At 73.3% G+C, this 18,755-nt stretch carries 13 protein-coding genes; 5 read left to right on the plus strand and 8 right to left on the minus strand.

Annotated features, from left to right (window positions below; genetic code table 11):
• Positions 1-81: 81 nt before the first annotated feature.
• Positions 82-1,167: a beta-glucuronidase AbsR1 gene (gene absR1 / locus IE277_RS28595; RefSeq protein ID WP_189956595.1), complete on the minus strand. Its 1,086-nt coding sequence runs from the start codon at positions 1,165-1,167 to the stop codon at positions 82-84.
• Positions 1,168-1,261: 94 nt separating this feature from the next.
• Between absR1 and IE277_RS28600 the strand changes: the two genes are divergently transcribed.
• Positions 1,262-2,986 carry a LuxR family transcriptional regulator AbsR2 gene (locus IE277_RS28600; protein ID WP_189956596.1) on the plus strand — a complete coding sequence of 575 codons (1,725 nt, stop codon included), beginning with the start codon at positions 1,262-1,264 and terminating at the stop codon, positions 2,984-2,986.
• A 132-nt stretch (positions 2,987-3,118) separates the two neighbouring features.
• Here IE277_RS28600 and IE277_RS28605 read toward each other — a convergent pair whose 3' ends face one another.
• Positions 3,119-5,731 carry a CHAT domain-containing protein gene (locus IE277_RS28605; RefSeq protein WP_189956597.1) on the minus strand — a complete coding sequence of 871 codons (2,613 nt, stop codon included), beginning with the start codon at positions 5,729-5,731 and terminating at the stop codon, positions 3,119-3,121.
• A gap of 77 nt (positions 5,732-5,808) precedes the next feature.
• On the opposite strand from IE277_RS28605, the gene IE277_RS28610 reads away from it, so the two are divergent.
• The 3 genes from IE277_RS28610 to IE277_RS28620 are packed head-to-tail and all read left to right on the plus strand — an operon-like array spanning position 5,809 to position 8,359.
• Positions 5,809-7,236, plus strand: coding sequence for a S8 family peptidase (locus IE277_RS28610; protein ID WP_189956598.1), 1,428 nt, complete (start codon positions 5,809-5,811; stop codon positions 7,234-7,236).
• Entirely contained in the window at positions 7,233-7,877 is a 645-nt protein-coding gene (locus tag IE277_RS28615) for an RNA polymerase sigma factor (RefSeq protein WP_189956599.1), read from the plus strand. Before IE277_RS28610 ends, IE277_RS28615 begins: the two co-directional genes overlap by 4 nt.
• Positions 7,874-8,359 (plus strand): hypothetical protein, encoded by a 486-nt coding sequence (locus IE277_RS28620; protein ID WP_189956600.1) that lies wholly within the window; start codon positions 7,874-7,876, stop codon positions 8,357-8,359. The genes IE277_RS28615 and IE277_RS28620 overlap by 4 nt, the downstream gene beginning before the upstream one ends.
• Positions 8,360-8,383: 24 nt before the next feature.
• On the opposite strand, the gene IE277_RS28625 is transcribed toward IE277_RS28620, so the two are convergent.
• The 3 genes from IE277_RS28625 to IE277_RS28635 all read right to left on the minus strand — a co-directional run bounded on the left by IE277_RS28625 (position 8,384) and on the right by IE277_RS28635 (position 12,944).
• Positions 8,384-9,616, minus strand: coding sequence for a cytochrome P450 (locus IE277_RS28625; protein ID WP_189956601.1), 1,233 nt, complete (start codon positions 9,614-9,616; stop codon positions 8,384-8,386).
• 151 nt (positions 9,617-9,767) lie between these two features.
• Positions 9,768-10,562, minus strand: coding sequence for an N-formylglutamate amidohydrolase (locus IE277_RS28630; protein WP_189956602.1), 795 nt, complete (start codon positions 10,560-10,562; stop codon positions 9,768-9,770).
• Positions 10,563-10,724: 162 nt separating this feature from the next.
• Complete coding sequence (locus tag IE277_RS28635; RefSeq protein WP_189956603.1) at positions 10,725-12,944, minus strand: NADP-dependent isocitrate dehydrogenase; 2,220 nt, start codon at positions 12,942-12,944, stop codon at positions 10,725-10,727.
• Positions 12,945-13,178: 234 nt separating this feature from the next.
• Between IE277_RS28635 and IE277_RS28640 the strand changes: the two genes are divergently transcribed.
• Positions 13,179-14,708, plus strand: coding sequence for a M1 family metallopeptidase (locus tag IE277_RS28640; protein ID WP_373310904.1), 1,530 nt, complete (start codon positions 13,179-13,181; stop codon positions 14,706-14,708).
• 75 nt (positions 14,709-14,783) lie between these two features.
• Here IE277_RS28640 and IE277_RS28645 read toward each other — a convergent pair whose 3' ends face one another.
• The 3 genes from IE277_RS28645 to IE277_RS28655 form a co-directional block, all read right to left on the minus strand.
• The gene (locus IE277_RS28645; RefSeq protein ID WP_189956605.1) at positions 14,784-15,869 is read right to left on the minus strand and encodes a mechanosensitive ion channel family protein; all 1,086 of its coding nucleotides are present in this window, start codon (positions 15,867-15,869) and stop codon (positions 14,784-14,786) included.
• A 180-nt stretch (positions 15,870-16,049) separates the two neighbouring features.
• Positions 16,050-17,582, minus strand: a complete 1,533-nt coding sequence (locus IE277_RS28650; protein ID WP_189956606.1) for an amino acid permease — start codon at positions 17,580-17,582, stop codon at positions 16,050-16,052.
• A gap of 45 nt (positions 17,583-17,627) precedes the next feature.
• Positions 17,628-18,614: a hypothetical protein gene (locus IE277_RS28655; RefSeq protein ID WP_189956660.1), complete on the minus strand. Its 987-nt coding sequence runs from the start codon at positions 18,612-18,614 to the stop codon at positions 17,628-17,630.
• Positions 18,615-18,755: the final 141 nt, after the last annotated feature.

Genomic DNA, 18,755 nt, shown 5'->3' on the forward strand with positions numbered 1-18,755 from the left:
CGCGGACGTCACCTCCCCCGTAGGTGACGTCCGCGGCCGTTCCCCCGGTGCCGGACCGTGGCCGGTGCCGTCCCTGTGCGGTCACCAGCACATGACGGCCGTCTCCCCCGATCCCCATGTCGAGTAGAGACGGACCCGGACGGCATAGCGCCGGCCCCGGACGAGCCGGACGCTGACGGCGGCGTTGTCCGGGCGGCCGCCGTCGTCGTGGCCCGCGAGGAAGCGCGGCACCCCGTCGCGCTCCTCGAAGACCACGAGCACGGTGTCGGCATCGCCGAAGGCGCCCACGGTGTAGTCGCGGGTCTCCGGCGGCTCGACGGTGAAGTCGGCCTGCTCGCCCGGCCCGAGCCCGAGCGGCACCGAACGGAACGGCACCAGCGCGGCCGGCCCCGCCGGGTCGGCGGGCGGATACCAGCGCAGCACGAACTCCTTGTCGGCCGGTGACGGACCACCGGACGGAGCGAGCCCCCCGCGGTACTGCTCCGGCTCCAGCACCAGCCCCGGCCCGAACGGGAACGTCATCACCGACTGCGGATCCCACACCGAGCCGCTCGCCTCACCGGCGTCCAGCTCGCGCAGCACGTTCGTGTACGTCGTCTCCCGGCTCCAGAAGTTCGGCGGGCCCGCCAGCTCCGCGTACACGGCCTCGTCGTCCCAGTGGAGCCCCGCATACGGGCTCTGGTGCTCGTGCACCATGCCGAGCGCGTGCCCGATCGCGTGCAGGACCGTGCCCCGCTCCCCGGGGGCGGCCACGTCCCAGCCCAGGTTCATGGTGCGTTCGCTGCGGCCCACCGCCAGCGCCTCCCGGCCCACCGCCGACCAGGAGCCCCCGCCCGCCTGGAACCCGATCCGCAGCTCCGCCTCGCCCACGTCGCCGGCCTCCGCGAACGAGACACCGATGCCGAGCCCCTGCCACTCGCGGAAGGCCTCGCGCACCACGTCCCGCTGCTCCTCGCTCCCGGCCCAGCTCACCCGGCGCAGCTCTCCGGTGCCCGGGACCGCGATCACCGAGGTGCCGGCGGCGGCGTCGAAGAAGGAGTAGTGCAGCACCGTGCCGTTGACCCACATCCGCCGCCCGGCGAGCAGCGCGTCCAGCCGCTCGGCGGTCAGCCCCGGTGCGAAGCACGGGGCCGGCTGCCGCGGGAGCGCGCAGAGTCGACGGGTCATGCGGGCAGCCTGCCCGTCCGCCACCGCCGGCGCCTGAGTCGAGGGCTACTCAAGTCGCCCTGTATCAAAACTGAGTACACGCTCTCTGTACGACGTGAGCACTTACGAACAGGACCCGAGGACGCTGGAGCCGCCCTGGCCGTTCACCGGCCGGGACGACGAACTGGAGCTGGTGCGCGGGGCGTCGGCGGCCGGCCGGCCCGGCATCGTGGTGACCGGACCGGCCGGCCACGGCAAGACCCGGCTGATCACCGAGGCGGTCCGGGGCACCGAGCACGTCCGGGTCACCGGCACGCCCGAGGCCCGGGGCCTGCGCTTCGCGGCGTTCGCCCCGCTGCTGCCCGACACCGTGTCCCTGCACCGCGCGGTGCGGATCCTGTCCGGCGTACGGCTCCTCGTCGTGGACGACGCCCATCTGCTGGACGAGGCCTCCGCCGCGCTCGTCCACCAGCTCGCCGTGCACGGCCGCACCCGGCTCGTCGTGGCCGCGGCGGACACCGGGTCCGTGCCCGGCGCGGTGTCCCGGCTGTGGACCGGGGAACTGCTGCCCCGGCTGGCCCTCGAACCCCTGCCCTTGGAGGACATCGCACGGCTGCTCGCCGCCGCCGGGCTGGAACCGCTCACCGTGCGTCGCCTGCACCGGATGTGCGGGGGAGATCTGCGGCTGCTGCGCGACGTGGTCGCCGCGCTCGGCTCCGCCGGGCGGCTGACGTCCGTTCCCGGCACGGGGGAGCGGGCCTGGCGGGGGGCGCTGCCGGTCACGGCGGCCGTACGGGATCGGGTCGGGCCGGTACTGGACCGCTCCGGCTCCGGTGAACCGGAGATTCTGGAGCGGCTCGCGTTCGCCGAGCCGCTGCCGCTGTCGCTGGACGGGCTTGATCCGGAGGTCCTGGAACGGCTGGAGGCGGACGGTCTGATCCGTGTCGACGATCAGGGCGATGCCGTCTCCCTGGCCCATCCCCTGCACGGTGCGGTACTGCGGGCCACGGCGGGGCGGCTGCGGGCCCGCCGGCTGGCCGGTGCGCCGCGTGACCACGGACCGGCCCTGGAGGCCGAACGGCTGGCCCTGGTACGGCGGATCGAGCAGCTGGACGTCCGGGCGCTGCCCACGCCCGTGGGGGAGTGGCTCGTCGCGGAGGGCGCCGAGCTGCCTGCCGGGTACGCCGCCGTCCGCGCCCGGTACGCGCGGCTGCGCGGCGAGGTGCGCGACGCTGCCGCCTGGGCTCGGGAGGGGTTGCGGGGTGCCCCCAGGCACGCGGGCTGTCGTATGGAACTCCGCCTCGCCGGTGGTGAGTTGGGTGAGGACGCGGATGGTGACGTGTACTCGGGCTACGACGCCGTACGTCTCGGTGAACCCGAGCGCGTCGCCGGGCGGCTGCCCGCGGACAGTGTGTTCGCGCGGCACGCGGACGCGCTGGCGCGGGGGGACGGGGCCGGGCTGGACCGGGCGGCCGAGGACCTGGAGGAGCGGGGGTTCTCGCTGTTCGCGGCGGAGGCGCGGGCGCAGGCGGTGCGGGTGCACCGGGATCCGCAGGCGGTGCGGGTCTCCCGTACCCGGGCGGTGGCGCTGGCGCGGCGGTGCCAGGGCGCGCGCACGCCGGCGTTGGCGGGGCTGGTGCTCGGTGAACTGACCGCTCGGCAGCGGCAGATCGTGACGCTCGCGGCGGAGGGGCTCAGCAATCGGGAGATCGCCGAGCGGTTGACCCTGTCCGTGCGGACGGTGGGGAATCATCTGTACGGGGCCTATGCGCGGCTCGGTACGGGGGATCGGGGAGCGTTGCCCTGGATGGTGGAGTTGCCGGAGTGTGAGTCGGCATAGGGGGTGCCTGGTGGCTGTTGTGTGCCGGGTGCGGGTCCGTGGGTGGCTGGTCGCGCCCACGCGGCGGAGCCGCATATCAGACACAGTCCCGCGCCCCTTGATGACGCGTCGCCAGCCGAAAAGGCACCCCACTCACGCCGCCCCGAAAGCCGCGAACGCCCACCCCGTCGCCTGGTGGACCGGGTCCTGGGGGAGGGTGGCGCGGGCGTCCCTGAGGGACTCGGCCAGGGTCAGGCCCGCGTCCAGGCCTTTGTGGAGGGCGAGCATCAGGGGGACCACCGCCGCGTCGTTGACCGGTGCGCTGCTCGCCACCACGCCCGCCGTGCCCAGCGGCAGCAACGCGGTGACCAGGCCGAGGAGTTCGTCGGCGCCGACCGAGGCGAGGCGGGCGGTGTCGCAGCTGGAGAGGATGATCCGGTACGGGCTGCGGGCGAGCCGGTCGAAGTCGTGCACGATCAGCGGGCCGTCGGCCATGCGCAGGGCCGAGAAGAGGGGGCTGTCGGCGCGGAACGTGCCATGGGCCGCGAGGTGGGCGAGGGCCGCGCCGTCGAGGTGTTCCAGAACCCGCGGGACCTGTGCGTCGTCGCCCTCCAGGACGGTCGCCGTGCCGTACCGGTCGGCCAGTTCGGGAACCTCCGCGCCGCCGGTGGCGAGGCCGGGGCCGCGCACCAGCACCTGCCGGCCGCCCGGTGGCGGTTCGGTCTCGCGGGCCCGCAGCCAGCTGCCCGCCGACGGCGACACGCTGAGCACCCGGTCCCGCAGCGCGGGCAGCAGCGCCCAGGGCACCCGGTGCAGCGCTCCCGGCGGCACGATCACCGCCGGTCCGGAGCCCAGGTGGGCCGCCGCGCCGCCCAGGAGCAGCTCCTGCAGCCGCAGGCCCGCCGCCTCCACCAGCGGCAGCCGGGCCTCGGCGCCGGGGTGGGCGAGCCGGCGCAGCCCGGCCTGCACATACTCGGCCTCGGCCACCGCCTCGGCCAGCGGGCCGCCGGTGAACCGCCGTACCCGGCCCTGGCCGCAGAGCAGGACATGCACGCGGCCGTCGACGACCGCGAGTTCGACCAGGCGCGCCTCGCCGAGCCGGTCCAGCAGCCGGGCCACGTCGAAGTGGTCGCCCGCGTGCGGGGCGGCCCCGCGGATGTGATGGGTGCGGGAGCGGATCTCCCGCTCCAGGCGCCGCTGTTCGCGCTCCAGCGCGGGCACCGGACGGCCCTCCATGCGGGCCTCCTCGGCGCGGGCCGCTATCTCCCGGTAGGCGGTCAGTCCGCTCAGCAGCGCCGGGTCGGCGGGCGGCCGGGTGGGCGGCGCGGACAGCACGGTCGCCCGCCAGCGCTCGCTCCACTCCAGCAGCCGGCGCGGAGTGCCGTGGGCAAGGCTCACCTCCTGGGCCAGCGCGGCCAGTTCAGCGCCCTGCGCGGTGGCGTGGGCCCGCAGTTCCGAGGCGCCGAGCGTCATCCGGTGGTCGTCCAGCACGTCCAGACCGCGCCGGCAGGCCTCCAGCACGCCCCGCCGGGACCCGGACGCCCGAGCCCTGAGCGCCTGCGCCGCCCAGCCCGTCACCCGGGCCGGCGGCGGCCCGCCGTACCGGCTGCGCGCGGCCACCGCCAAGTGCCGTTCCGCGTCGGCCGTCCAGCCCAGCGCCAGCGCGATCCGGCCCGCGAGCAGCGACGCCTCCGGCGCGGCCGGCGAGCCGAAGGAGGCCAGCTTCGCGGCGACCGCGGCCGCGTCCGCGACCAGCCGCCCCGAGCGGCGTCCGGCCGCCACCCGCGCCTCGATCAGCACCAGCCGGGCGTGCGTCTCCCACCAGGTCCGCCGCTGTGCGGCGAAGAGCCGTACGGCGACGGCGGCGCGGGCTATCGCGGTGTGCGGGTCCCCGGCCGAGCGCGCGGCGCGTGCGGCGGCCATCAGCAGCTCGGCCTTGCGGGTGGACTGCCCGCCGATCCGGTCCAGCAACGCGATCGTCGTGTCCGCCTCGGCGAGCGCCTCCGGGGCCAGCCCGGCCGCCATCAGCACCTCGCAGCGCCGGATGGACAGCATGTAGGTGGGCGTGCCGAGCTTCGCGTACCGCTCCTCGGCCTCGTCCAGCAGCCGCAGCGCCGCCGGGATGTCCCCGGACCGGAACGCGGCAAGGCCCCGGCTCTCCACCGCGTCGGCCTTGTCGTGCTCCTGGCCGGTGGTGTCCCACAGCCGCTCCGCCGCCGTGAAGTCGGCGACCGCCCGGTCCACCGCGCCGAGCGCCAGATGGACGGTGGCCCGCAGGGTCAGCGCCCGCGCGGTCCAGATGTCGTCGCCGACCTGCCGCAGCACGGGCAGCGCCCGCCGTACGTCCTCCAGTGCCTCCCGGTGCCGGCCCAGCACCCACCACACGTACGCCCGCCGGTACAGCACCCGGGACCGGGTGTGGCCGCTGCCCCGTGCCACGCCCCGCTCGAAGGAGGCGAGCCCCTGCCGAGTGCGCCCCGCGTGCACCAGTGCGACCCCCAGCGTCGCGAGCACATCGGCCTCGCGGTCGGCCGACTCGGCGCGCGCGGCCAGGTCCCGGGCGCGGCGCAGATGCCGCAGCGCCATCCGCAGGTCACCGAAGTCCCGCTGCCAGATGCCGAGCACCTGGTGGGCGACGCTGGCGTGCAACGGTTGCGGACCGGCCCGCAGTACCTCCTCCGCGCGTGCCCGGGCCTCGCCCGGGTCGGCGAACACCAAGGGCAGCAGTTCGAGAACCGACTCGCCTTCCGCTGTCACGTCTCGCATGGTAGTGGCCTGCTGTATCAGACGGTGGCCCCACGACTCTCACTGTCGAACACCGTCTTGTCGGGGGAGGAGACACCATGGCACCACAGCGTTTCCACGAGCAGTTCGACCACATCCAGCGGGCCATGCCCGACGTCGCCCTGGCCATGGGCCCGTACGACGACGCCGCGCACTTCCTGTACGAGAAGGGCGTCGTGCTCGCCCGGGACGGCGAGGAGGCCCAGGCCGTCGAGGACGCCGTGCGCGCCCACTTCACCGCGACGGAGGGACTCGTGCCCGACCATGTGCGCCGGGACGGACCGCGGCACAACCGCACCGGAGTGACCCGCATCCGCGTCGGCGACCCCACCGAGGGCACCGACACCGTCCCGCACGCCCTGCGCGCCCTGCGCGAGGCCGAGGACCGCCAGGGCCGCCGCCTGGCCGCGCGCAACCATGTCGTGCACATCGCGGTCAACGCCTGCCCCAGCGACGAGCCGGTGCCCGTCCCGCGCACCCAGCCGGCCAACCCGGCCGCCGCCGAGGGCCGTTACGACGCCGACAGCGCCGCCCGGGTCCTCGTGGTCGACACCGGACTGGTGTCCGACCACCGCGACTACCCGCTGCTCGCGCACACCACGGGTGACGTCGAGCCGGCCGAGACCGGCGCCGACGGGGTGCTGCGCCAGTACGCCGGGCACGGCACGTTCATCGCCGGGATCCTCGCGGCCGTCGCCCCCAACACCGACGTGACCGTCCGCAACACCCTGAGCGACGCGGGCGCGATCCTGGAGTCCGAGTTCGGCGCCCGGCTCTTCGAGGCGGTCGACGAGGGCGGCTGGCCCGACATCATCAGCCTCTCGGCCGGCACCACCACCGAGGGCACCGACGGGCTCATCGGCCTGGACGCCTTCATGCGGGAACTGCGCGCGCAGCGCACCCTGTTGGTGGCCGCCGCCGGCAACAACTCCAGCAACGCGCGCTTCTGGCCCGCCGCATACGCCGATCTGCCCGAGTACGCGGACAGCGTGGTGTCGGTCGGCGCGCTGAGCGCGGACGGCGAGAGCGAGGCCTGCTTCAGCAACCACGGACCCTGGGTGCGGGTCTACGCCCCGGGCGAGCGGCTCACCAGCGCCCTGACCGGCTTCGCCGCGCCCGTGCCGTACATCTACCAGCACTCCACCTACGACGCCTGCCGGTTCGGCTTCGACTACGCCTGCACCTGCCGGCTCCCGCGCCGCACCGGTGTGCTGAGCGAGGGCCGGGAGAACACCGGCGCCAAGCCGCACCAGGTGATGTTCGACGGGCTCGCGCAGTGGAGCGGCACCTCCTTCGCCGCCCCGGTCGTCGCCGGCCTCGTCGCCGCGCGGATGACCGCGCGCCAGGAGTACGACCCGCGCGCCGCCCGCGACGGGCTGCTGGCGTCGGCCACGCACAGCACCGAGGTACGCGGCGTGCGTGCCACGGTGCTCCGCCCGCCCACCTGGAGCCCGGCGGCGGCCGCCGACCCCGCGGTGCCCGTATGAGGTCCGGGACCGGGACGCTCCGCTCCACGGCGTACGATGACGTGCCGTACACGAGGGGTGGAGCCGTGGACCGAACAGAGGTCGGCGCGCTCGTCCAGTCCGCCGTCGACGGGGACGCCGCGGCCTGGAAAGCGCTGGTGGAAGGGATGAGTCCGCTGGTGTGGTCGGTTGTGCGCGCACACCGGCTCTCCGAGGCCGACGGGCACGAGGTCTACCAGACCGTGTGGTTCCGCTTCGCCCAGCACCTGGGCCGGATACGTGAGCCCGACAAGGCGGGCGCGTGGCTGGCCAGTACGGCCCGTAACGAGTGCCTGAAGGTCCTGAAGGCGATGGCCCGGCTGACGCTGACGGACGACCCGCGGGTGCTGGACCGGGCCAGCGACGAGCAGACTCCGGAGGAGTCGTTGATCGCTTCGGAGGAGGCGGCGGACCGGGCCGAGCGCTCACGCCGCCTGTGGCAGGAGCTGGACGCACTCGGGGAGCGCTGTCGTCAGCTGCTGCGTGTGCTGGTGGCCTCCCCGCCGCCCAGCTATGTGGAGATCTCGGCCGCGCTCGGTATCGCGGTCGGCAGTATCGGACCCCTGCGGCAGCGCTGTCTGCGCCGGCTGCGGGCCCGGATGGACGCACGAGGTGCGGCATGAACGGATACGGCGACGACGGGGTGCCCCAGGAGGGCGCGGTGGACGAGGAGGCGGCGGACTCCCTGCTGGAGGAGGAGCTGCGGCAGGCCGTCGCGGTCCTCGACCCGGTACCGGACGCACTGCGCCAACTGGCCCTGGAGGCCTACGCCCTGCACGACCTGGACGCGCGGATCGCCGAGCTGACCTTCGACTCGCTCGTGGACGCGCTGCCGGTGCGGGGCGTCACGGACGCACCGCGGATGCTGACGTTCCGCGCGGGCCGGGTCACCGTCGACGTCGAGGTCACCGAGGACGGGCTCATCGGCCAGGTGCTGCCGCCGCAGTCGGCGCGCATCGAGGTGCTCGGCGGACCGCAGACCGCCCGTCCGGTCGCGGTGGACACCCTCGGCCGGTTCACCAGTGACACACCGCCGACCGGTCCGTTCGCCCTCAGGCTGCGGACCGGCGGCGAGGTGATCGTCACCGAGTGGCTGCGGACCTGACCCCGGTCGGGCGGACCGGCCCGGTCAGGCGGACCAGGTCACCGGCAGGGTGCGCGGGCCGCGGATCATCGTCCGGTGCCGCCACCGCACCTGCTCGGCCGGTACGGCGAGCCGCAGCCCGGGCAGCCGGTCCAGCAGGGTGTCCACCAGCAGTTCGGTCTGCAGCCGGGCCAGCACCGTACCCGTGCAGAAGTGCGGGCCGTTGCCGAACGCCACATGCGGGTTCGGATCGCGGTCGGGGTCGATGCGGTCCGGGTCCGGGAAGACGGCCGGGTCGCGGTTGGCGGCGAGGTAGGAGACATAGACCGGCTCGCCCGCGGCGATCCGGTGTCCGGCGATCTCCACGTCCGTGAGCGCGATCCGGGCGAGCCCGACCGAACTGCGGTGCGGGATGTAGCGGAACAGCTCGTCCAGCACCGGGCCGCGCTCCTCGGGCCGCGCCCGCATCCGTTCCATCAGCTCCGGCCGGGTCAGCATCAGATAGAGCATCTGCCCGCAGTTGTGGGTGACGGCCTCGCCGCCGATCTGCAGCGGGCCGGCGAGCCCGACGGCCTCCTCCTCGCGGATCTCCCCGCGTGCCACGGCCCCGCCGAGCATCGAGTAGACGTCCTCGCCGGGACTCGCGGCCCGGGAGCGGATGGTCGCGGTGATCCACCCGTACAGGCCGTCCTTGGCCCGGCCGGCCGCCTCGACGCCGTTGGTGGAGATGATCTCCCGGGTCCAGGTGTGCACCTGCTCCCGGTCCTTGGCCGGCACGCCCATCACCTCGCTGACCACGCTGAGCGGGAACGGCTCCAGCACCCGCTCGATCAGCTCGGCGGGCGGCCCGTCCCGTACGACCCCGTCCACCAGCTCGTCCAGGATCTCCTGGGCGCGGGGCCGCAGCCGCTTCATGGCGCTCACCGTGAAGGCGCCGGCGACCGGCTTGCGCAGCCGGTTGTGATCGGGCTGGTCGGCCCAGGCGAGCGAGCCCGGCCGGGGCGCGAAGTTCGGTGCCATACGGGTGACCTGTCGGTGGGTCACCTCGGTGCGGCTGAACCGCGGGTCGTTGGTGATCAGCTTGACGTCGTCGTAGCGGGTCGCCAGCCATGCCCAGCCCTCGCCGAACGGCAGCCGGATCCGGGTCAGCGGACCCTCGCGCATGAGGCCGGCGAGGGCCGGGTCGAAGTCCGTCCCGTCCAGGTCGGGCGTGGTCCAGTCCCGTACGGGCGGGGCCTGCGGTGGGGCCTGCCCGGTGAGCGTGCTCTCCTCGGTCATGTGCACCACATTGGTATGGGGAGTGGTGGCTGTCCTGCGGGAGTGCGCCAGGTGGGGGCCGGGGCGCCTACCGGGGTGCCATGAGGTGTCGTCGGGCGTCTGCGGCTTCGTCCTGGCTGGTCGCGCCGTTCCCCGCGCCCCTTCGGTTGGTTCAGGCCGCGTTGATGAGTTCGGCCAGGGCGTCTGCCAGGCGTTCCAGGCCCGGGCCCGCCGGGCCGCCCGGCTCCGCCATGTACGTGTCGCGGCGGATCTCCACCATCAGGGCGCTGACCCGGGCGTCCGTGCCGTAGAAGTCCAGTGGTACGTACGTTCCGGCGAAGGGGCTGTCGAGTCCCGTCTCTCCGCAGGCCGCGAATGCCGTGCGGGCTGCCTCGGTCAGGGGCGGCGGGGTGTGGAAGGTGTCCGTGCCCAGGCAGACCGGGGGGCGTGGTCCGGCGGCGTGCAGCTCGTAGGGGAGCGGCTCGGTCGGGTAGGAGTGCACGTCGATGATCACGGCCCGGCCGGTCGCGGCCAGCCGGTCCGCGACCGCCTCGGTCATGGCCTGGGCGTACGGCCGGAAGTAGCGGGCCAGCAGTGGTTCCGGATCGGTGTCCGCGGGCCGCAGCTCGTCCCGGTGTGTGGTCCGCGTGTATACGGCGGCCATGCCGACGGCCGTCATCTCCTCCCGCTCGTCCGGGAAGCGCTCGGGGTCCACGACCAGCCGGGACAGGCGGTTCACGAACCGCCAGGGGGTGAGGGCGGCCAGGGCGGCCGCCCGCCGGGCCAGCTCGGCGGTGTGCGCGTCCGTGATGTGGTCCAGCTCCCGCTCCAACGCGGCGTCGTCCAGCACGATGGCCCGGCGCACGTCCTGCGGAATCCGCCGCGCCGAGTGCGGCACATGCAGCAGCACGGGCGAGGCGGGGGCACCGGGGAGGAGTTCGTACGAGGGTGACGGCGGGGTGGGCACGGCTGCTCCAAGGAGGTCGGGGCGGGCGGGGCACGGCCCCCGAGTGCACCAGCTGTTCAACTCCCGTGCAAGCGGCCCCGCTTGATGCGCGAACGGCTCCGCCCCGGCCGGGAGTCACCGGCCGGGGCGGGGTTCGGTGCGACGGCGGAGGCGCCGCGGGCGTCAGCTCAGGGACGCCAGCGTCGCGTTCCAGGTGGCCGACGGGCGCATGACCGCGTCCGCCTTGGCCTGGTCGACCTGGTAGTAGCCGCCGATGTCGGCCGGGGAGCCCTGGACCGCGATCAGCTCGTCGACGATCTTCTGCTCGTCGGCCGCGAGGGACTCGGCGAACGGCGCGAACGCCTTGGCCAGGCCGGCGTCGTCGGTCTGCTCGGCCAGCTCCTGCGCCCAGTACAGGGACAGGTAGAAGTGGCTGCCGCGGTTGTCGATGCCGCCGACGCGACGGGTCGGGGACTTGTCCTCGTTGAGGAAGGTCGCCGTGGCGCGGTCGAGGGTGTCGGCGAGCACCTTGGCCCGGGCGTTGCCGGTGGCCTCGGCGTACTGCTCGAAGGACGGCACCAGCGCGAAGAACTCACCGAGGGAGTCCCAGCGCAGGTAGTTCTCCTTGACCAGCTGCTGGACGTGCTTGGGGGCGGAGCCGCCGGCGCCCGTCTCGAACAGGCCGCCGCCCGCCATCAGCGGGACGACCGACAGCATCTTGGCGCTGGTGCCCAGCTCCAGGATCGGGAACAGGTCGGTCAGGTAGTCACGCAGCACGTTGCCGGTCACCGAGATGGTGTCCTCGCCGCGGCGGATGCGTTCCACCGACAGCTTGGTGGCCTCGACCGGGGAGAGGATCTTGATGTCCAGGCCCTCGGTGTCGTGCTCCGGCAGGTACTGCCGGACCTTGGCGATCAGCTGCGCGTCGTGGGCGCGGTCCTCGTCCAGCCAGAAGACGGCCGGGTCGCCGGTGGCGCGGGCGCGGGTGACGGCCAGCTTGACCCAGTCGCGGATCGGGGCGTCCTTGGTCTGGCAGGCGCGGAAGATGTCGCCCGCGGCGACGGCCTGCTCGATCAGGACGTTGCCCGCGGCGTCGACGAGGCGGACCGTGCCGGCGGCCGGGATCTCGAAGGTCTTGTCGTGGGAGCCGTACTCCTCGGCCTTCTGCGCCATCAGGCCGACGTTCGGGACCGAGCCCATGGTGGACGGGTCGTAGGCGCCGTGGGCCCGGCAGTCGTCGAGGACGGCCTGGTAGACACCGGCGTAGGAGGAGTCCGGGATGACGGCGAGGGTGTCGGCCTCCTGGCCGTCCGGGCCCCACATGTGGCCGGAGGTGCGGATCATGGCCGGCATGGAGGCGTCGACGATGACGTCCGAGGGGACGTGCAGGTTGGTGATGCCCTTGTCGGAGTCGACCATCGCCAGGGCCGGGCCCTCGGCGATCTCGGCGTCGAAGGAGGCCTTGATCCCGGCGCCCTCGGGCAGGTTCTCCAGGCCCTTGAGGATGCCGCCGAGGCCGTCGTTCGGGGTGAGGCCGGCCGCCTTGAGGGTCTCGCCGTACTTCGCGAACGTCTTCGGGAAGAAGGCGCGCACCACGTGGCCGAAGATGATCGGGTCGGAGACCTTCATCATCGTGGCCTTCAGGTGCACGGAGAACAGCACGCCGTCCTGCTTGGCGCGGGCGACCTGCGCGGCGAGGAACGTCTCCAGCTCGGCGACGTGCAGGACGGAGGCGTCGACGACCTCGTCCTTGAGCACCGGTACGGACTCGCGCAGCACGGTGGCGGTGCCGTCCGCGGCGACCAGCTCGATCTTCAGCGCGCCGTCCTCGGCGATGACGACCGACTTCTCGGTGGAGCGGAAGTCGTGCTCGCCCATGGTCGCCACGTTGGTCTTGGACTCGGCGGTCCAGGCGCCCATGCGGTGCGGGTGGGTCTTGGCGTAGTTCTTCACCGAGGCCGGGGCGCGGCGGTCGGAGTTGCCCTCACGCAGCACCGGGTTGACGGCGGAGCCCTTGACCTTGTCGTAGCGGGCGCGGATCTCGCGCTCCTCGTCGGTCTTGGGGTCGTCCGGGTAGTCCGGCAGGGCGTAGCCCTTGCCCTGCAGCTCGGCGACGGCGGCCCGCAGCTGCGGGATGGACGCCGAGATGTTCGGCAGCTTGACGATGTTGGCCGCGGGGGTCTTGGCCAGTTCGCCCAGCTCGGCCAGCGCGTCGGGGATGCGCTGGTCCTCGTTCAGGTACTCCGGGAAGTGGGCGATGATGCGTCCGGCCAGCGAGATGTCGCGCGTCGTGACCGGCACACCGGCCTGCGAGGCGTACGCCTGGATCACCGGCAGGAACGAATGCGTCGCCAGGGCCGGGGCCTCGTCTGTGTAGGTGTAGATGATGGTCGAGTCAGTCACCGGGTGCTCCGCTCCACGTCTGCAACATTGCTCGACATCAAGATATCTCGTGATCGGGGTCGGCTCGACAGGGGTCCCGGCCGGAAACGATCCCGCTCCGGTACAACCGGCTGCCGCCTCCAGTGGTCATGACAAGCGATCACCCGCCGACCACGGGTGATCGCCCACCGACCGGCGGCCGGACCGACCAGCCGGCCGCCCCAGCGAAGGCGGACCATGAGATATCGCAGCAGAGTGACGGCCCCGGCGGCCGCCCTCGTCGCTACGGCCACGGCCCTGGCCATCGGCTCCCCGGCCCAGGCGGCAGGCACCGCCCGGCGGACCGCGGAGCCCGGCCCGGAAACCCTCGGCGACCCGGTCTTCCCGGCCCTCGGCAACGACGGCTACCACGTGTCGTCGTACCACCTCGACCTCGCCTACGACCCCACGGCCAAACTGGTGGACGGCACGGCCACCCTGCGGATCCGCGCCACCGAGGAGCTGACCCGCTTCTCTCTCGACGCGCTCGGCCTGGACATACGCTCCGTGTCCGTCTGCGGCAGCCCGGCCGGCTGGGAGCAGGCGGACGAGAAACTGCGGATCACGCCCGCCCGGCCGCTCCCGGCGTACGCGGCGGCGACCGTCTGTGTCACCTACTCCGCGGACCCGCGCCGCACCCTCGCGCACACCGCCTGGGTGCCCACCCCGGACGGCTTCGCGATCTGCCCGCAGCCGAACTCGGCGCACACCGTCTTCCCGTGCAACGACCACCCCTCGGACAAGGCCGCCTTCAGCTTCCGCCTCACCGTCCCGGCCGGGCTGCGCGCGGTCGCGAACGGGCTGCTCACCGACACCGAGACCCTCGACGACGGCCGTACGGCGTTCTCGTACCGCTCGCTGTCGCCGATCGCCACCGAACTCGTCCAGATCACCGTCGGCGACTATGTGATCAAGGACCGGCAGGGCCCGCACGGTCTGCCGCTGCGCGATGTCGTGCCCGCGGCCCGCGCCGACGCCCTGGAGCCGGCCCTCTCGCTCACCCCCGGCCTGGTGAGCTGGCTGGAGGAGCGGCTCGGCGCCTTCCCGTTCGAGACGTACGGCCTGCTGCCCTGTAACTCCGACGACCCGAAGGCCTTTGACTTCACCGGGCTGGAGACCCAGACCCTCACCCTGTACAAGCCGAACTTCCTGCTCCAGGAGGAGAAGAAGATCGGCTCGCACATGATGCACGAGCTGGTCCACTCCTGGTTCGGCAACCTGGTCAGCCCCGGTACCTGGGCCGACCTGTGGCTGAACGAGGGCCACGCCGACTTCTACGGGCTGCTCTACCGCTATGAGCGCGGCTGGACCGACTCCCTCGGGCTCACCACGATGGAGGCCCGGATGAAGGACACCTACGCCCGCGGCGACCAGTGGCGCCACGACTCCGGCCCGGTGGCGGCCCCGAACGCCACGAACCTCTTCGACAGCCAGCGCTACCTGGGCGGCGTCCTCGTCCTGTACGCCTTCCGCGAGCTGGTCGGCGAGGATGTCTTCCATGCCGTGGAGCGCGCCTTCCTGGACCGCTTCCGTGGCTCCTCGGCGACCACGGAGGACTACATCGCGCTCGCCTCGGAGATATCCGGCCAGGACCAGTCGGGCTTCCTGCGCGACTGGCTCCACGGCACGAAGACCCCGCGCATGCCGGGCCACCCCGACTGGACGGTGACGCCGGTCGCCTCGTCCCTCGTGGCCCCGCACAGCAGGCGCGGCGGCCACTGGCACGAGAACTCCGCGACGCTCTGACCGGCGAGGGCGGGCGGCGCCGTGCCGGCTCCGCCCGCCCTGCCCCGTCTGATCCGGCCGATCGGCCGGATCAGGCTAGTCGGCGGCCCCGGGGACGACGCCCTCGCCGGTGCGCTGCTGCGGAATGGCGGCCGCGCCCGGCTGGAGCGTCACCGTGCGGGCGGGGGCCGGGACCGTGATGCCCTCGGTGCGGTAGCGGCGGTGCAGACGCTTGATGAACTCGTGCTTGATGCGGTACTGGTCGCTGAACTCGCCGACGCCGAGGATCACCGTGAAGCCGATGCGCGAGTCGCCGAAGGTGTGGAAGCGGATGGCGGGCTCATGCTCCGGGACGGCGCCCTCTACCTGCCGCATGACTTCCGTGACGACCTCGGCCGTCACCCGCTCCACATGCTCCAGGTCGGCGTCGTAGCCCACCCCCACCTGCACCAGGACCGTCAGCCGCTGCTCGGGATGGGTGTAGTTGGTCATGTTGGCCTTGGCGAGCTGGCCGTTGGGGATGACCACCAGGTTGTTGGAGAGCTGGCGGACCGTCGTCTGGCGCCAGTTGATGTCGACGACATAGCCCTCCTCGCCGCTGCTCAGCCGGATGTAGTCGCCGGGCTGGACCGTCTTGGAGGCCAGGATGTGGACGCCCGCGAACAGGTTGGCCAGGGTGTCCTGGAGGGCGAGGGCCACCGCGAGGCCGCCCACGCCGAGGGCGGTCAGCAGGGGCGCGATGGAGATGCCGAGCGTCTGCAGGACGACCAGGAAGCCGATCGCCAGGACCAGCACACGGGTGATGTTGACGAAGATGGTCGCCGAGCCCGCCACGCCCGAACGGGACTGGGTGACCGTGCGGACCAGACCGGCTATCACCCGGGCCGCGGACAGCGTCACCACGAGGATCAGCCACACCTCCAGGATCTGGTCGGTGTGGTGCTGCACGCTCCGGGTCAGCGGCAGCACGATCGCCGCCGCCGCCGCGCCGGCCGCGACGGCCGCCCACGGGACGACCGAGCGCAGCGCGTCCACGATGACGTCGTCACCGCTCCACTTGGTCCGCTTGGCGTGTTTCGCGAGCCAGCGCAGCAGGGTGCGGGACAGGAAGGCGAGCAGCAGGCCCGCCGCGATCGAGATACCGGCGAGGACGAGGTCGTCCAAGGTCAGCGCGCGGTTCACCGGTCACCTCCGGGGCGTGTCGCTGCGGAGTTGTGAAGTGTCGTCACGTTGTCACCTGCTCGATGTGCGGGATGTGCGAGCGCGCCGGTCCGGAGGAACTCCGGGGACCGGCGCGAGCGTTCATCCTGCCGTATTCGGAACACCAGTTCGCACCCGGACCGGCGGCCCGGGGCGAGCTGTTCAGATGATGCCCTCCGCGAGCTCGGCCTGATCCCGGTCGTCGCCGTACGCGGCGGCGGTGGGCGTCCCGTACGAACGGCGGGCGACGTACCACCAGACGCTCGCGAGGATCAGGACGACGGCGAGGGCCACCGAGGCGTAGTTCATCGAGTCGACCGTGACCGGCGAGGCCTGCGGCAGGCAGAACAGCACGGTCACACAGGCCACCCAGATCACCGCGATCCAGCCGATCGGCCTGCTCCACCGGCCCAGCTGCCAGGGCCCCGGCCGGAACCGGTCGCCCGCGCGCAGCCGCAGCAGCACCGGGATGGCGTAGGCGGGGGTGATCCCGATGACGTTGATGGCTGTCACCGCGTTGTACGCCGTTGCCGAGTACAGGGACGGCAGGGCGAGGACGCACGCCACGACGACGGCCAGCCAGACGGCGGCGACCGGGGTCTGGGTGCGGCCGCTCACCCTGCGCCACAGCTGCGAGCCGGGCAGCGCGCCGTCCCGGCTGAACGCGAACACCATCCGGCTGGCCGCCGCGACCTCGGCGTTGCCGCAGAACAGCTGGGCGATGATCACGACCAGGAGCAGCGCGCTCGCGCCGTCGGTGCCGAGGCCGTCGAGCAGGATCTGCGCGGGCGGCACCCCGGTCGCGGTGGTGCGCGTGGCGTCGTAGTCCTGAATGGCGAAGGTCAGGCCGGCGAGCAGGACGAACCCGGCGATCCAGGACGCCCAGATGGACCGCACGATGCCCTTGGCCGCGGACACCGAGGCCTGCGAGGTCTCCTCCGAGAGGTGGGCGGAGGCGTCGTAACCGGAGAAGGTGTACTGCGCGAGCAGCAGGCCGATCGCCGCCACATAGACCGGGTTGTGCCAGCCCGTCTCGTTCACGAACCTCGTGAACACGAAGGACGCCGAACGGTGGTGGTCGGGGACGATCGCGAGCGCGCCGACGATGAGCGCGACGCCCGCGAGGTGCCACCACACGCTGACCGAGTTGAGCACGCTGACCAGGCGCACACCGAACAGGTTGAGCACCGCGTGCAGCAGCAGTATGGCGCAGAAGATCAGCATGGTCCTGCCGGGCGTCGGGGTGAAGCCCCACTGGAGGTTCGCGAACGCGCCGGTGAACAGGGCGGCGCCGTAGTCGATGCCGGCGATCGCACCGAGCAGACCGAGCAGATTCAGCCAGCCCGTGTACCAGCCCCAGCGCCGGCCGCCGAGCCGGTCGGCCATGTAGTACAGCGCGCCGGAGGTCGGATAGGCGCTGGTCACCTCGGCGAGCGAGAGACCGACGCACAGCACGAACAGGCCGACGCCCGCCCAGCCCCACAGCATCACGGCGGGGCCGCCGGTGTTCAGGCCGAAGCCGTACAGGGTCATACAGCCGGACAGGATCGAGATCACCGAGAAGCTGATCGCGAAGTTGCCGAAACCGCCCATGCGGCGGGCCAGCACCGGCCGGTAGCCGAGTTCGCGCAGCCGCTGCTCCTCGTCCTGCTGGGGCAGGCCCGGGGCGGGCGAGGGATCGGGGGTGGGGGACATTCGGGGGGAACCTCCGGGTCGAGGAGTTGGGGGGACAGGGCACGTTCAGGGGCGGGAGCCGTCCGCGGCCGCCCGGCAGCGGTCCCGGGCCTGTGTGAAGACCTCCACGGCACGGCCCCGGTCGGGCGTGCGGTACATCCAGGGCGGCGGGGTGAAGTACGGGCCGATGGCGTCGAACACCCGGGCCGCGTCGGGGAATTGCAGGGAGCCCCACAGGGCGTGGGCCAGATGGTTGAGGTCCAGCAGGGAGCGCTCGGCGCGGCGCGTCTGCTCGAACCAGGAGCGCAGGGCGCGCTCCGCCTCGCGCGCCGCGTCCTCCGCCACCCAGTGCAGGTCGAGCGCCGCGTCGTGCCCGCTGTCGCGCCGGTAGCGCTCGACCCGGACGTACAGCGGCAGCACATGCAACGCGGAACCGGCCGGCGCCCGCCCGGCGGCCCACTGCGCATAGCCGGCGGCCTCCGCGAGCCGGCCCGAGCCGCCGCGCGCGTACAGGAACTGCAGCATCCGGTGGTGGGCCTCGCGGTTGTCCGGGTCGCGCCGGCCGGCTTCGGCCAGCAGCCCCCAGGGGCCGGGCGGCAGCAGCGGCTCGGGCGCGGCCGCCCGGTGCTCCTCCCAGCGCTGCTCCGGATCCAGCTGGGCCAGCGCCAGCAGGCACACCCAGGGCACCGGGTCCAGGGGCGCGGCCCGGGTGGCGGACTGGGCGGCGTCCCAGGCCTCGATCCACAGCTCATGGGTACGGCGGTGCTTCTCCCGGTGTGCCCGCAGCGCCCGCTCCACGCCGACCCGCGCGTGCATCACCGCGGCGTGGACGCTGTCCGGCTCCTCCGCCCGCCAGGCGCGCACCACATCGGTGCCGGCCGCGGCCGCCGCGAGAACCTGGGTGCGCTGGGTCCACTGCCACCCTGGCGCGGTGTCCGCGAGCAGCGCGCGCATGGCCATCCAGCGGCCGGTGCGCAGATCCTGGAGCGCGGCGCGCAGGGCGTGGTCCGGGCCGGCGGGGTCGTAGGAGGGACGGTGCCCTTCTCTGGCCATCAGCCGGCCGCGCCGGGCCACGGACGCACGGGCGGGGCGAACGTTGCCTGTTGGGGCACTAGGTGGCGTAGCAACAGCACTCCTGTGAGCGGCGGTTGTGGGGTCGCGCGCTGGTCGGCGGTCACTATAGAGGGGTGGGTT

The organism is Streptomyces alanosinicus (genome assembly GCF_014650595.1).
GTDB classification, from domain to species: domain Bacteria; phylum Actinomycetota; class Actinomycetes; order Streptomycetales; family Streptomycetaceae; genus Streptomyces; species Streptomyces alanosinicus.